At 73.4% G+C, this 14,489-nt stretch carries 9 protein-coding genes, 1 tRNA gene and 1 pseudogene; 5 read left to right on the forward strand and 6 right to left on the reverse strand.

Annotation, left to right across the window (positions count from 1 at the left end; genetic code table 11):
• A pseudogene (locus ACOV8S_RS25310) lies at positions 1-1,238 on the forward strand (hypothetical protein); the annotation flags it as partial.
• Between the two features lie 88 nt (positions 1,239-1,326).
• On the opposite strand, the gene ACOV8S_RS25315 reads toward ACOV8S_RS25310, so the two are convergent.
• From ACOV8S_RS25315 to ACOV8S_RS25325, 3 genes are all read right to left on the reverse strand, one after another.
• The gene (locus ACOV8S_RS25315) at positions 1,327-2,985 is read right to left on the reverse strand and encodes a long-chain fatty acid--CoA ligase (RefSeq protein WP_448320530.1); all 1,659 of its coding nucleotides are present in this window, start codon (positions 2,983-2,985) and stop codon (positions 1,327-1,329) included.
• A gap of 80 nt (positions 2,986-3,065) precedes the next feature.
• On the reverse strand, positions 3,066-3,605 hold the full coding sequence (locus ACOV8S_RS25320; protein WP_448320531.1) for a SigE family RNA polymerase sigma factor: 540 nt from the start codon (positions 3,603-3,605) through the stop codon (positions 3,066-3,068).
• Between the two features lie 825 nt (positions 3,606-4,430).
• Positions 4,431-6,962: an FG-GAP-like repeat-containing protein gene (locus ACOV8S_RS25325; RefSeq protein ID WP_448320533.1), complete on the reverse strand. Its 2,532-nt coding sequence runs from the start codon at positions 6,960-6,962 to the stop codon at positions 4,431-4,433.
• 456 nt (positions 6,963-7,418) lie between these two features.
• On the opposite strand from ACOV8S_RS25325, the gene ACOV8S_RS25330 reads away from it, so the two are divergent.
• A complete protein-coding gene (locus tag ACOV8S_RS25330) occupies positions 7,419-7,760 on the forward strand; it encodes a YciI family protein (protein WP_448320535.1) in 342 nt (113 codons plus the stop codon).
• Positions 7,761-7,898: 138 nt separating this feature from the next.
• Here ACOV8S_RS25330 and ACOV8S_RS25335 read toward each other — a convergent pair.
• Together ACOV8S_RS25335 and ACOV8S_RS25340 are read right to left on the reverse strand one after the other, a co-directional pair.
• Positions 7,899-7,985, reverse strand: a tRNA-Ser gene (locus ACOV8S_RS25335).
• A 61-nt stretch (positions 7,986-8,046) separates the two neighbouring features.
• A complete protein-coding gene (locus ACOV8S_RS25340; protein WP_448320536.1) occupies positions 8,047-9,711 on the reverse strand; it encodes a S1C family serine protease in 1,665 nt (554 codons plus the stop codon).
• A gap of 258 nt (positions 9,712-9,969) precedes the next feature.
• Between ACOV8S_RS25340 and ACOV8S_RS25345 the strand changes: the two genes are divergently transcribed.
• The 3 genes from ACOV8S_RS25345 to ACOV8S_RS25355 all read left to right on the forward strand — a co-directional run bounded on the left by ACOV8S_RS25345 (position 9,970) and on the right by ACOV8S_RS25355 (position 12,682).
• Entirely contained in the window at positions 9,970-10,797 is an 828-nt protein-coding gene (locus tag ACOV8S_RS25345) for a glycerophosphodiester phosphodiesterase (RefSeq protein ID WP_448320538.1), read from the forward strand.
• An 82-nt stretch (positions 10,798-10,879) separates the two neighbouring features.
• Entirely contained in the window at positions 10,880-11,527 is a 648-nt protein-coding gene (locus ACOV8S_RS25350) for an ATP-binding protein (RefSeq protein ID WP_448320539.1), read from the forward strand.
• A gap of 174 nt (positions 11,528-11,701) precedes the next feature.
• Positions 11,702-12,682 carry a DUF5926 family protein gene (locus tag ACOV8S_RS25355; RefSeq protein ID WP_448320540.1) on the forward strand — a complete coding sequence of 327 codons (981 nt, stop codon included), beginning with the start codon at positions 11,702-11,704 and terminating at the stop codon, positions 12,680-12,682.
• Between the two features lie 313 nt (positions 12,683-12,995).
• On the opposite strand, the gene ACOV8S_RS25360 is transcribed toward ACOV8S_RS25355, so the two are convergent.
• Positions 12,996-13,739, reverse strand: coding sequence for a bifunctional DNA primase/polymerase (locus ACOV8S_RS25360; protein ID WP_448320541.1), 744 nt, complete (start codon positions 13,737-13,739; stop codon positions 12,996-12,998).
• Positions 13,740-14,489 lie beyond the last annotated feature (750 nt).

Here is a 14,489-nt window from a genome sequence, read left to right on the forward strand (position 1 = left end):
CCCCGACGCAGCCCCCCGCGTCCGCCGCACCCGTCGCGCCCGTCGCGCCCGTCGCGCCCGCCGTGACGCCCCCGGGCGACAGCACCAACAGCACGCAGGGCCGCGCGTTCAGCGTCCGCACCCTCGGTCAGGGCGTCCCGTTCGCCCGCCGACCGGGGCAGGGCCAGCAGACCCCGCCGCCGGTCAACCCGGCCTCCAACGGCCGTCGCCGCAAGCTGGGCACCCGTGCCGCCGAGGCCGAGCCCACCGCGACGCCGGCCCCGGGCACGCCGTCCGCCGCTCCCGGCTCCCCCGCGGGCGGCGTCCCGGCGCTGCCCCCGGTGCCGTCCGTCGGACTGCCCCGGCCGCCGGCCCCGGCTCCCCGGCCGGGCGCGCTGCCCGACAACAGCGTGGGCCGGTCCTACGCCATCGGCGCGCCGGACGCCGACGCCGCCGAGGGTCCCGAACCACTGGACGGTCCGGGCGGGGCCGTCGAGGTCTCGGACCAGCCGCAGCCGCGTCCGATGGACGACGAGCTGCCGCCGGAGCCCCTGGACAACCCGCGCCGTCTGCTGGTCTGGCCCGCTCCGGACCCGACCACCCGGCAGGCGCTCAGCGACCGCGGCTACCGCCCGGTGGTGGTCAACTCCCGCGAGGAGGTGGACGCGCAGATCGCCGCGTTCCCCGCCGCGCTCTTCGTCGACCCGCTGACCGGCCCGATCACCCGGACCGCCCTGCAGTCGCTGCGCGAGGCAGCGGTCGCCGCCGAGGTCCCGGTCATGGTGACCGCGGGGCTGGCGCACGCGCCCCGCGAGGAGGCGTACGGCGCCGACCCGGCCGTGCTCTTCAAGGCGCTGGCCCCCAGGGACAGCGACCAGCACCCGCCCCGGGTCCTGCTGATCGAGGGGCGCGACGAGGTCGCCCTGGCGATGACCGCCTCGCTGGAGCGGCGCGGCATGCAGGTCGGGCGGGCCGTGGACGACGGCCAGGCGGCGGCGGTGGCCGCGCAGATGCTGCCCAACCTGGTGGTGATGGACCTGATGCGGATGGACCGGCGCCGGGCCGGCATCCTCGACTGGCTCCGCGCCAGCGGCCGCCTCAGCCGCACCCCGCTGGTCGTCTACACGGCGCCGGTGGAGCCGCACGCGCTGCCGTCGCTGGCATCGGGAGAGTCGGTGCTGTTCCTGGCCGAGCGCTCCACCGAGGACGAGGTGCAGGACCGCCTGGTCGACCTGCTGGCGCGCATCGGCACCAACTGACGGCACGCGAAAGGGGCGCCCCGCGGCACGTGCCGTAGGGCGCCCCTTTCGCGTCGTGCGCCGGCGGGCGGGCCGACGCACCGGGACGTCAGATCGTGGTCACGTCCAGCTCGCCCTCCGCGTACTGCCGGCGGATGACCTTCTTGTCGAACTTGCCGACGCTCGTCTTGGGAACCGCCGCGACCCGCGTCCAGCGCTCCGGCAGCTGCCACTTGGCGATGCCGCCCTCCGCGCCGAGGAACTCGCGCAGCTCGCCGAACCCGGTCTCCGCGCCCTCCTTCAGGACCACCGCGGCCAGCGGGCGCTCGCCCCACTTGTCGTCCGGCACCGCCACCACCGCGGCCTCGGCGACCTGCGGGTGCCCCATCAGCGCGTTCTCCAGTTCCACGGAGGAGATCCACTCGCCACCGGACTTGATGACGTCCTTGGCCCGGTCCGTCAGGGTCAGGAAGCCGTCCGGGTCGATCACGCCGACGTCGCCCGTCTTCAGCCAGCCGTCCTCGCTGAACTTGTCCCCGGGGCGCAGCGGTTCGCCGTCCGGGCCGTTGTAGTAGGCGCCGGCGATCCACGGGCCGCGCACCTCCAGCTCGCCGGCCGACTCGCCGTCCCAGGGCAGGCGCTCACCGTTCGGGCCGGTCAGGCGGGCCTCGACGCCGGCGGGGAAGCGGCCCTGCGTGGTGCGGTAGGCGAACTCCTCCTCGGAGCCCGGCTCCACGTGGGCCGGCGGGCGGGCCACCGTGCCCAGCGGGGAGGTCTCGGTCATGCCCCAGGCGTGGACGACCCGCATGCCGAACTCGTCGAAGGCCTTCATCAGCGCGGGCGGGCAGGCCGCGCCGCCGATGGTGACCTGGGTGAGCGTGGAGACGTCGCGCGGCCTGGCCTTGAGCTCGGCAAGCAGGCCCTGCCAGATGGTGGGGACGGCGGCGGCGTGGGTGGGGCGGACCGTCTCGATCATCTCGGCGAGCGGGGCGGGCTGCAGGAAGCGGTCGGGCATCAGCATGTTGACGCCGGTCATGAAGGTGGCGTGCGGGATGCCCCAGGCGTTGACGTGGAACTGCGGGACGACGACCAGGGAGGTGTCGCTGTCCGTCAGCGCCATCGACTGGCTCATGTTGACCTGCATGGAGTGCAGGTAGATCGAGCGGTGGGAGTAGACGACGCCCTTGGGGTCGCCGGTGGTGCCCGAGGTGTAGCACATGGCGGCGGCCTGGCGTTCGTCCAGCCGCGGCCAGTCGTAGCTCTCCGGCTTCCCGGCGAGCAGCGCCTCGTACTCGTGGACCTGGGCGGCCGCCCCGTCCAGCAGGGAGAGGTCGCCGGGGCCGGACACCACGATGTGCTCGAGGGTGGGCAGCTGCGGCAGCAGCGGGGCGAGCAGCGGCAGCAGGGTGCCGTTGACGACGACCACCTTGTCGGCGGCGTGGTTGACGATCCAGGCCAGCTGCTCGGCGGGCAGGCGCAGGTTGAGGGTGTGCAGCACCGCGCCCATCGACGGGATGGCGAAGTAGGCCTCGACATGGGCACTGTTGTTCCACATCAGGGTGGCGACCCGGTCGTCGCCGCGGACCCCGAGGTCGTCGCGCAGGGCGTGGGCGAGCTGGGCGGCCCGGCGGCCCACCTCGGCGAAGGTGCGGCGCTCGGGCGCCCCCTCGCCCGTCCAGGTGATGACCTCCGAACGACCGTGGACGGTCGTGCCGTGGGCCAGAATTCGCGAGACCGTCAGCTCGACGTCCTGCATCGTGCTCTGCACCGGTGCCTCCCCGAGGAACGCGCGTCATTACGCGTCGGTAAGTTTCCGGTGATTCTGCACAGACTCAGGCTCTCCCGTCACTACCTGGCGAGAGGCAATTCGGGGTCTTCGCGCAGCTTGACCAGGGCGCGGGACAGCGCGGACTTCACCGTGCCCACCGAGACGCCGAGCAGTTCGGCGGTACGGGCCTCGCTGAGGTCCTCGTAGTAGCGGAGCACGACGATGGCGCGCTGACGGTCGGGGAGGCGCAGGACCGCGCGCCACAGGGCGTCGCGGGTGGCCTGCCGCTCGGCCGGATCGGCCGGCGCGGCGGCGTGCTCGCGGGGCTCGGGCAGGGTCTCGCTGGGGAGCTCCTCGACGCGGCGGCGGCGCCACTGGGAGGTGCGGGTGTTCACCAGGGCGCGGCGGACGTAGCCGTCGAGGGCGCCGTGGTCGGCGATCCGGTCCCAGTGGACGTAGGTGCGGGCGAGGGCGGTCTGGAGCAGGTCCTCCGCGTCCAAGGGGTCGTTGGTCAGCGAGCGGGCGGTGCGCAGCAGCACCGGCCGGCGGGCCTGGACGTACGACGCGAAGGAGGCGTAGGAGGTCGCACGCGGCGGTGGCGGTGACGTCCTGGCTGTCATGTCTCCCACGCTAGGAGCGGCGGGGCGTGGGCGGATCGGCCGCAGGGACCGGACGGGGTCCCCCGCAGGTCGGAGAGGGGAGACGCCCCCACCTCCTGGAGAGCGAGGCGACCTCGGGGTTTCCCCCTGGGGTGGCCCCGGGGTCGGCACCGGGGACGTCCCGCCTCCCTCGGCCGCCCGAACCCCGTCAACGCGCCGGAACGCATCGGGCACGCATCGGAACGCCGACCCACCGGACCGCATCGACGCGTCCCGGAACGCACCGGATCGACGCCGGAACGCACCCGTGCGCGTGCCGGCGTCAATCCGCCGTCACGCGCACGGGCATCCCCATGAAGCACGCTCCTTCCGCGACCGCCGGGCCCTAGCGCTCCGGCGGCCGCGGTCCGCTCACCACAGACCTCCCTGGTGGATCCGACTCCCGTGGGTGGGCCGCTCGCCCACCGGGGGACCGCCGCCGCGCGCCACCGCGCTGTGTACGCGGGTCGTGCGGATGGATGCCATCTGGTTCCTCCTTTGTGGGTGGGCCGACACGAACACCGAGTCACGAGAAGGGCTGTTTCCCTCCGGGCCGGCGAACCGGCCCTTCGGACGGGGCGGTTGACCGGACCGTCCCGCTGTTGCGTTCCTCGCCCCGAGACATGCCCACCCCACCCCGGGCAAACCGTCCCGCACCACCGGTTCCCCCTCAAGCGTGACGTCTTGTCGATAAACCCCCAAGCGGAGAAATCGTGACGAGCTCACCGGTACGGCGCCACGCCGGTACGCGAAGGCGCCCGGGACCATGGGGTCCCGGGCGCCTTGTGGAGGTAAGGGTGCAGCCCGTCAGGAGAGGGACTTGTAACCTGACCACCCGGTCGCGATCCGCGTACGGGAGCCGAACGACCCCTTGCCGTCGCCGTTGTTCCGGTAGACGTTCCCGGCGCTGTCGCGCTCGACGATGTCGGCCTTGCCGTCGCCGGTGATGTCACCGACGCCGACGACCACGTTGTACGAGCTGCCCCAGGCTCCGAACACCTTCACGCGGGGCTTGAACGCGCCGGTGCCGGTGCCCTCGTAGCGGTACAGGTCGTTGGTGCCGGACCGGTGGGCGAGGAGGTCGCCGATACCGTCGCCGTTCAGGTCGCCGACGCCGACGATCTTCTTGTACACGGACCAGTCCGACGACAGCTTCACGCGCGCGGCCAGGGTGCCCGAGCTCGTTCCCTTGTGGAGATGGACGGCCCCCGTGGAGGAGTTGCGGGTGATCAGGTCGGGGCGGCCGTCGCCGGAGATGTCACCGGGGGAGGTAAGCACGTTGTACTGGTCCCAGCCGGTGCCGAGGGAGGTGTAGGACGTCGAGGGGGTGACGGCCTTGCCGCAACCCGGCTTGTAGAGCCGCAGCGAACCGCTGCTCAGGCGCACCAGGACGTCGTTGCAGCGGTCCCCGCTGAGGTCGCCGAACGGCACGGCCTTCACGGAGGTGGCCCAGCCGCTGCCGCTCACCTTGCCGGAGAACGTCCCGGTGCTGCTCTTGCCGAGCTGGTACGTCAGGCCCCCCGAGGAGTTGAGGGTGAGCAGGTCCCCGGTGCCGTCCGGGGTGGCCGAGGCGCCGCCGAGGTCGCGGTACACGGCCGCACCGCCGGTGACGGTGAGCTTGCCGGAGGCCAGCTTCACCGCGGTCGTCCCGCCTTCCTGGGTGGCGCGCAGCGTCCAGGTGAGCGGACCGTTGGGGGCGTGCGTCCCGGCAGCGGTGCGGCCGTTCCAGCTCACCGCGGCCTTCGGTCCGTCGGCGGCGCCCGTGAGGGTCCGCACCGTCCTGCCGGCCGGGTCGGTCAGCGTCAGCGACCACGAGGAGACGGGCCGACTCAGCTGCCAGACCGGCGCCCAGGCCGAGCTGGAGGACGTGGTGCCCTTCAGGGCGGCGGTCGTCGGCACGGCGGACGAGGTGACGGCGAGCGCGGGCCAGACGGTCCGGGAGCCGTAGAGCCGGTCCACATCGCTGTCCGCCGCGGTGGCGGACCAGACGGCGGTTGCCTCGCCGTCCGGTCCGACGGAGATCCGGCCGCGGACGAAGGCGTTGGCAGAGCCGGGCACCTGTGCGGCGCTCGTCCAGCCCCCGTCGCTGCGGGCGGCCTCCAGGAGCACCCGCCCGTTCCCGTCGTCCTGGGTCCACAGCACGCGCACGGTTCCGTCGGCACCGATGGCGGCGTCGTACTGCTCGGACACGTAGCCGGTGGACAGGGTCCGCACGGCGGACCAGGTGCCGTCCGTGCCCCGGGTGCTGGTACGGGTGCCGAAGGTGTTCGTGTAGTCGACCCAGACGAGGGTCACCTCGCCGTCGGGCGCGATCAGCGGCTCGGGAGTCTCCACCAGGTCGTCCGTACCGGTCACCACCTGCGGCGCCGACCAGGCGCCGTCCGAGGCAGCGCGGGTGGCGGTGTAGATGCTCTGCGCCTCCGACCGGTCGGAGCCCTGCCAGGCGAGCGTCAGCGAGCCGTCGTCCGCAGCCGTGAGCTCGGGCAGGGAGACCGACAGGTAGGTGCCGGCCACCGCGGACGGCTCCGTCCAGGTGGTGGCTCCGGCCGCCCGCTCGACCGCGCGCAGGGACACGTCCTCGCCGTCCCGCTGGACGTACACGACCTCGGTCGTGCCGTCGGCGGCGACGGCCACTGTGGGGCTGCCGGCCATGCCGGTGCCGGCCCCCACGGGGGCACTGATCTGCTCGGGCTCGGACCAGACGCCGTCCCGACCGCGGGTGGCGGCGCTGATCTCGGCCTTGCCGGTCCCCGTCGGCCTGGTGCCCCAGACCGCGGTGAGCGTGCCGTCGGGGGCCTCGGTGAGGTCGATGCCGTGCTCGGTCCAGCCCTCACCGGCGCCCACGAGCTCGACGGGCGCGGACCACTCGGTGTGGTCGACCGACAGCACGGCGCTGCGGAGGCGGATGTCCAGTTCGCCCGAACCGGGCCCGGTCAGGTGCGGGAACTCGACCCACAGTGCGGTCACCGACCCGTCCGCGGAGGCGTGCAACTTCACGCCTCCCGGTTCGGCCGGCGTCTGCGCCAGCAGCGTCGGCGTACCCCAGGTGTCGCTGCCGGCCGGACGCACGGCTGCGTACAGCTTCCTTTCACCGCCGCCGAACCCGGCGAACTGGTTCCAGACGGCCACCGCCGAGCCGTCGGTCGCGGTGACGACCTCCATCACGCTGGAGCTGACGTCGGCGCCGGTGATCGCGGTCGGCGTCCCCCACGGGGCGAGTGACGCCGCGCTGCTCGGCGCCGCGGCGAGCAGCGGAAGCGTCACGCCTCCGCCGACGGCCAGCACCGCGGCGGTCGCGGCCGGGACCAGTCGGCTGCGTCTGAGGGCGGAAAGGCCCATGTGGTGTCCCCTCTCTGCGAGGAACGCGCGCCCCTCGAACAAGTGGCCGGATGCTACCAACGCGCCACGACACTCCTGGTTTCGGGCCGCTCCCGTCGCCGGTACCCACCGCCTCCGGGACGTCCGGAGACCGTCATGGGTGGGATCGGGTGCTCGCGCTGCGGGAGGCGCCGCACTGGAAAACGGTGTTCGGCGCCACTGCCCGGGCCGTGGACACGGCTTCCCAGGTCCTCGGGGAGTCGTGCTCAACCTGACAAGGACGAGGCTCGGACCCGTCCCACGCGGGGCGCCGCTCTCGGTCGACGGGCGGCGCCCCGCGCGCTTGACCCGCCCATCGAGACGCCACAGATCTTTCGCTGAAGTCGAGCGAGGCGACCGATGAGAAGCTGACGCAGCGTCCGTCCTGACGGGAGCAGCGACGAGGCGGCCAGGTGGTCGCTGAACAAGGGGACGAACATGATGGCGCGGTACTTGATCTCGTTCGACGACGGCTCGATGAACTTCCCCGAGGAGGATTTCCCAGCGGTCGCCGAGGCATCCCACCGGGTGGTCCAGGAGGCCAAGAAGGCAGGTGTCTGGATCTTCGGCGCCGGAATGGAGCGGCAGCAGGCGAGCATCGTGGCCACCGACGGCACTGTCACGGACGGACCCTTCCCCGAGACCAAGGCGGTCGTCGGCGGCTTCTCGATCATCGAGGTTCCGGCGCGTGAGGACGCGCTGAAGTGGGCTGCGAAGATCGCCGAGGCGTGCCGGTGCGCACAGGAGGTACGCGAGATCATGTACGACCCCGAAAGCTGAGCCACCGATCCGGACCAACAGGTCGTGCCCCGTCTGTGCCCCACCTGCCGGGGACCTGCGGTGAGTACCGGTGCTGAGCGGGGACCTCGCAATACAGCGGCCCCTGACCGAATGACCTGGTCAGGGGCCGCTTGTGTGCGGAGGCGGTGGGATTTGAACCCACGGTGACATCGCTGCCACGACGGTTTTCAAGACCGTTCCCTTCGGCCGCTCGGGCACGCCTCCCCGCGTCGGGCGAGCCCGGCGCGGGGACAAGAGTAACGGGTCTGCGAGGGGGGTTGTCAGGTCAGTTGTCGCCGGTGCGGGAGCCGAGGGTCAGTTCGACCGTGCGCTCCTTGCCGTCGCGCTCGAAGGTGAGCTTCACCGTGTCGCCCGGCTTGTGGGTCCAGATCTCGCCGATCAGGGCCGGGCCGCTGTCGATGGCCTTGTCGTCGAAGCGGGTGATCAGGTCGCCCGGCTCCAGGCCCGCCTTGTCGGCCGGGCCGCCCCGCTCGACGGCGGTGCCGCTGTCGCCGATGATGCGGGCGCCGCCCTCGCCCTCCGACATGGTGACCGAGGCGCCGATCTTGGCGTACACCGGCTTGCCGGTCTTGATGAGTTCCTGGGCGACGAACTTGGCCTGGTTGATCGGGATGGCGAAGCCGAGGCCGATGGAGCCGGCCTGGCCGGTGCCGAAGCCGTCGCCGGCGGACTGGATCGCGGAGTTGATGCCGATCACGGCGCCGTCCGCGTTCAGCAGCGGGCCGCCGGAGTTGCCCGGGTTGATGGAGGCGTCGGTCTGCAGGGCGCTCATGTAGGAGGCCTTGCTGCCCGCGCCGCCGTCGCTGGAGGCCACCGGGCGGTTCTTGGCGCTGATGATGCCGGTGGTGACGGTGTTGGAGAGGCCGAACGGGGCGCCGATGGCGATGGTCGGGTCGCCGACCGCCACCTTCTCGGAGTCGCCCAGCGGCAGCGGCTTCAGGTTGTCCGGGGCGTTCTTCAGCTTGATGACCGCGACGTCGTAGCCCTGGGCGTGGCCGACCACCTCGGCGTCGTACTTCTTGCCGTCCGGGAAGGTCGCGGTGACCTTGCCGCTGTCGACGGCCTCGGCGACGACGTGGTTGTTGGTGACGATGTGGCCCTCGGTGTCGAAGACGAAGCCGGTGCCGGTGCCGCCCTCGCCGCCGGAGTTCTGGGCGTCGATGGTGACGGTGCTGGGCAGCGCGGAGGCGGCCACGCCGGCCACCGAGTCGGGAGCGCGCTGGACGCTGCCGCCGCCCGCGGAGACCACGGTCGAGCTGCCCGGGCCGCCGGAGGAGTCGGCGAGGCTGAAGCCGATGCCGCCGCCCACGCCGCCGGCCACCAGGGCCGCCACGATCACCGCGGTGATCAGGCCACGTCCGCCCCGGCGGGGCTTCGGGGCCGGCTGCTGCAGGGGCGCGCCCCACACGTCGGTGCCGTGACCGCCCGGGGCACCGGGAGCGCCGGGGGCCGCGGGCGGCGGCCAGGCGCCGACCGGCTCCGCCCCGGGCGCACCGGACTGCGCGGCCGCCGCGTACGGCTGCTGATGCTGGGCGTGGGCGTGGGCGTGGGCGTGGGCGTGGGCGTGGGGCGGCTGCGGCGGGGACTGCTGCGGCTGCGCGTAACCGGAACCGGAGGCGGCGGCCGGGTGCGGCTGTGCCGCCTGGCCGGCCTGCTCCTGCGGCGCGGGGTACGCGTCCCGGCCCGCGTCCACCACGGTGGGGGCCTCGCCGGCCCCCGTGTCCGGGGCGGTGTGCGCGTGGGCCGGGGCGTGCGGCTGCTCGGCCGGCACCGGCGGCAGCTGCTCGGTCGGGGCGCTCGCCGCGGGCGGCGCCGGCGGCACGGACGGGACGGGCGGCGCGGCTGCCGGAGGAGCAGCGGGAGTCTCCCCCGTCGCCGGCGGGGCGGACGGAACCGGCGGAACCGCAGTGCCCTCGTTCTCGCTGCTCACAGCTCTTCTCCTCGATCCAGGCTGGTGTACGGGCTGGTGTACGGGCGGGATGGGTGGCATCCGTCCATCAGCTTTTCCCACAGGGCGTCAGAGCACGATAAGCCGTACGCCGTCCTGCCCGGACATTGTTTACTACGGACAATCCACCCAAATCCGTCACGCGTACCAAATGGCCTCCCAGGACGCTCCGTTACCAGGTTCGCGGCCGCCCTCCCCACCGGCTCCCCGACCGGACGCCCGGGGTGGCACCATGTCGCGGTGACGAACGCAACGCAGCGGGCCATCCAGGTCGTCGCCCATCGCGGCGCCTCCGAGGACGCACCCGAACACACCCTCGCCGCGTACCGGAAGGCCATCGAGGACGGAGCCGACGCGCTCGAGTGCGACGTGCGTCTCACCGCCGACGGCCATCTGGTCTGTGTCCACGACCGCCGCGTCAACCGCACCTCCAACGGCCGCGGAGCCGTCTCGGCGCTGGAACTGGCCGACCTCGCCGCCCTGGACTTCGGCTCCTGGAAGAACCCGGAGCAGTGGCACGGCCGCCCGGAGGCCCCCGAGTGGGAGCACCGGCCGGAGGACCGCGAGGCCACCTCGGTGCTCACCCTGGAGCGCCTGCTGGAGCTGGTCAGCGACGCCGGGCGGCGCGTGGAGCTGGCCGTGGAGACCAAGCACCCCACCCGCTGGGCGGGGCAGGTCGAGGAACGGCTGCTGATGCTCCTCAAGCGCTTCGGCCTGGACGCCCCGGAGGCCCCCGAGGAGTCCCCGGTGCGGGTCATGAGCTTCTCGGCCCGGTCGTTGCACCGGATCCACGCCGCCTCGCCCGCCCTGCCGACCGTCTACCTGATGCAGTTCGTCTCCCCCCGGCTCCGTGACGGGCGGCTGCCGGCCGGCGTGGGCATCGCCGGGCCCTCGATCCGCATCGTGCGCTCCCACCCTTCGTACATCGAGCGGCTGCGGCGGGCCGGCCACCGGGTGCACGTCTGGACCGTCGACGATCCCTCGGACGTGGAGCTCTGCGCCCGGCTCGGGGTGGACGCCGTGATCACGAACCGGCCGCACGCGGTCCTGCGCCAGCTCGGCCGCTGACCCGTCGGAGGCCCGTCGGCCCTGCTGCCGGGCGTTTTCCGGGAGTGCACCGGCGCATCCGGCGTGTCGCCGGTGGGGGTGAATGCGTCCCGCCGGGCCGCCCCGGCGGTTTCCGCCGCAGATCAAGGGGGCATTCACACCCTGGCGTGGGGCGAAGGAGGTCTCGGGGGTGGCGTTGATGGTGGCACAGGAGGTGCCCACGTCGTCGAGCATGTCCGTTCCGCACGGACCGGCCGGCGTGGGCCGGGCAAGGCATCGGGTGCGGGACGAGCTCCGCCGCGGCGGGGTGCCCGATCCGGTGATCGACGACGCGGTGCTGATCCTGTCGGAACTGCTGAGCAACGCCTGCAAGCACGGGCGTCCGCTGAGCGGCACCGCGGACGGTCAGGTGCGGGTGACCTGGCGGATCGATCCGGGCGGCCGGCTGACCGTGGAGGTCACCGACGGCGGCGGCCCGACCCGCCCCCGCCCGGCGACGCCGTCCGTGACGGCGCACGGCGGCCGGGGGCTGAACATCATCACCTCCCTGGCCGACGACTGGGGTGTGCGGGACGGCGTCTGCGGCGAGGTCACGGTCTGGGTGGTCGTCCACCGGGACGTGCACGACCCGGACGCCGGGCGTCACCGCGAGGACTTCGCGGCGCGGGTGGTCGCGCCACGGCTGCCCGCGGTGGTCCAGCTCGCCGATCTGGACCTCGCCTTCCCGGACCCCTTCGACGATCTGCCATGAGCGCCCCGCCACGGTCACGTGCTACGCGCGTCGACCTCTGGCATATGGCACACACGGCCGAGCACCCGCGGCGGACGGGCGTGGTGACGCGCCGTCGGCGGCGGCGAGGGACCGGGGAGCGGCTAGGCTCGCGGCCGAAGCAGGAGCAGCCCAGCCGTACCCGGGAGACACCCCATGGCCAAGAAGCGTCAGACGAAGGGCGCGCGCCCGCAGCGCGCGGCCGGATCCCAGGTCGACGACGGGAACGTCCCGGTCGTCGGCGCCCGCGAACCCTGCCCGTGCGGCAGTGGCCGCCGCTACAAGGCCTGTCACGGCCGGGCCGCCGCCCAGGCGGTGACCGAGCTGGTGCAGCGTCCGTTCGAGGGCCTGCCGGGCGAGTGCGACTGGGTCGCGCTGCGCGAGCTGGTGCCCGCCGCGACCGTCGAACTGACTCTCAAGGACGGTCTGCCCGAGGGGGTCCCCTCGGTCACGCTGGCCACGGTGCTGCCGATGGCCTGGCCCGCACTGCGCCGTGACGACGGCTCGGTGCTGATCGGCCTGCAGAACGACACCGCCTCCGGCGACCTCAGCCGGGACCTGGCCGACGTGCTGACGCAGGCCCTGGAGACGGAGCCGGGCAACCCGGTGGCCGGCCGCCGGGTGCAGGCCGACGGCCCGCGCCTGCAGGACCTGCTGGACGCGGACGCCCCGTTCGAGCCGGTGGTGCACGCCGGCTTCGAGTTCTGGGTGCCGGACGCCTCCGCCGCCACCGCCGACGTCAAGGCCTCCCTCGAGCGGGCCAACGAGGCGGCCGTGCCGACCGTCAAGCTGACGGGCGTGGACGCGGCCTACTGGTGCGAGACCCCGGAGAAGAACCACCTGCGCTGGGTCATGCCGCACGAGGAGGAGCGCCTGCTCGACGCCCTCGCGCGGCTGCACGCCGCGCGCCGCACCGACCTCGGTGAAGGCACCCGTCTGGTGGGATCGTTCCGCGCCCACGGCCTGGTCGTCCCGGTGTGGGACCTGCCGACCGGGGTCACCGCCGAGGACGTCGAGAAGCCGGCCGCCGAGTTCGCCGAGCGACTGACCGCGGCGCTGTCCGACGACACCCCGCTGACCGCCGACGAGCGCCGTGCGCGCGGCGGCCTGACGAACCGTCAGGTGACGCTGAGCTGACGGTTTTCGGGCCGACCACAAGGGTCTTCCGGGGCACATCCGGGGACGGCCGAAAGGGCCGCGACCGAATTTGCCAACGCCCGATCTCTTGTTAACGTTCAAGCAGCCCGGTTGCTGGTGCATCCCCCGTCGCCAGCAACCGGGTCTTCGTCTGTCCGGCCCCCTCGGCGGGGCCTCCGAGGCCGCGTGGACGACCTCGTCGAGGCACCCGCCCGGGCCCCCGGCCGACAGCTCCGACCGCCGGCTCCCTCCGCGGCGGCGGTCCGTCGGACCCCCGACGACGACCGTCCGGCACTCCTGCGCGCGGACGCGCTCAGGCGTCCGGCGCGCCGACCTCGGGACGGGTCAGCGCGGTCACCGCCGTGCCGACCACCCGCTCCACGTCCGGCAGCCACGGTGCCGCGTCGCCCGGCTCCGGCTCGCGCACCCAGCGGACGCGCCCCTGACCGGTCACCGACGGCGGCAGCGCCAGATAGCCGCCCTGACCGTGGAAGCGCAGCGAACCGGGCACCATGTCCTGGGCGTAGAGCAGCTCGCCCAGCCGCTCCAGGGAGTACGGCCGCACCAGCAGCGCCCACCGGGTGGGTGAGGCGACGACCGGACCGAGCCGCACGCCCTCGCGCTCCAGCTCCGCCACCGCGCGGGCGCCGGCCACCGCGGGAAGACTCACCGCGCTGGGCCCCTCGCCCTCCCCCGTGGCCAGCAGCACCGGGGCGGCCGGCCGGTTGCCCCACCACCACCGCACCATCCGCGCGTCGTGGGTCGCCGCCGGCAGGGCGGGGTCGAAGGGGTGGGCTCCCGGCGACGGACAGTCCGCCTCGGGACAGGCGCACCCGCCGTGTCCCTGCGGACCGGGCGCCGCTCCGGGCAGGACCCGCCACCCCCAGCGGGCGAATCCGGCCGCTGCCTCGGCCGTCACGGCCGTGCAGGCCGGCCGGCCGGCGCCGGTCACGCTCCCGTCGGCCGGGCGACGGCCCGGGGAGGCCGGGCCGCTCCCGGGGAGCAGACCGGACAGGAGCGACAGAAGCCTGCGTCGCTTTCCGAGGATCTCGCGCATGGGCGCTCGTTCCTTTCCGTTGCACGCTGGCAACACCGAGGACTGCTTCACACCATGTGTCGATCACTGCACTGCGTACGTACTGCGGCGCTTCACCGGCCCATGTCGGGCAGGGAGCACGAGCCGAGCCTGCTGCTCCGCGGCCGTGGTGCGCCCATCACCAGCATGGGCATGGCGCGGGGTGGCGAAGTTGCGTTTCGCCGTTCCTTGTCACGTCGGTTGCGCACGTACGGTGTTTCGTGTTGCTCGCCGCGGTGAGCACCGCGGCCACGCCACTTCCGGACACCGGTTCGGCCGTCGACCAACAGCACGCGGGAGAGCGGTCACCGGGTTCCACGCGGCCCGCTCCACAACCTCCGGCTCTCTCACCAGTAGGTACCCCGCAAGTCCGGGGTGACGCGCCGCGGGCGCATCCCTATACGACCGCACCCCCACCGGGCCACGGCGTTTTCCGGACAGATCCGGTGCCGTCCCCGTACACCTCTCCGACACCTCGCGCCCCAGGAGCTCACCGGAGCGGCGGCGGAAGGACCTCCAGGGACACCGACGCCACGGACGGGACAATACTGGACATCTCGTGATGAGTCCGTTAGTTGTGGGGGGACCGTCGGCTGCGCGGAACCACATGGGGGTTTGCGATGCTTTTGCACGCTACGCACCGGCCCGGAAGCCGGATGCCATGAGCGCCCCTCACCCGCCGAAAGTGGCCGGATTCGATTCACCCCTGCCCTCCTCCGCCCCCGCGTCCCC

It is taken from the genome of Streptomyces sp. CO7 (assembly GCF_053474865.1).

Excerpts from the sequence above, each read along its gene's own strand:
- ACOV8S_RS25320 (WP_448320531.1), bottom strand. The coding sequence starts at position 3,605 with ATGACAGCCAGGACGTCACCGCCACCGCCGCGTGCGACCTCCTACGCC.
- ACOV8S_RS25325 (WP_448320533.1), bottom strand. The coding sequence starts at position 6,962 with ATGGGCCTTTCCGCCCTCAGACGCAGCCGACTGGTCCCGGCCGCGACC.
- ACOV8S_RS25330 (WP_448320535.1), top strand. The coding sequence starts at position 7,419 with ATGATGGCGCGGTACTTGATCTCGTTCGACGACGGCTCGATGAACTTC.
- ACOV8S_RS25350 (WP_448320539.1), top strand. The coding sequence starts at position 10,880 with ATGCGTCCCGCCGGGCCGCCCCGGCGGTTTCCGCCGCAGATCAAGGGG.
- ACOV8S_RS25355 (WP_448320540.1), top strand. The coding sequence starts at position 11,702 with ATGGCCAAGAAGCGTCAGACGAAGGGCGCGCGCCCGCAGCGCGCGGCC.
- ACOV8S_RS25360 (WP_448320541.1), bottom strand. The coding sequence starts at position 13,739 with ATGCGCGAGATCCTCGGAAAGCGACGCAGGCTTCTGTCGCTCCTGTCC.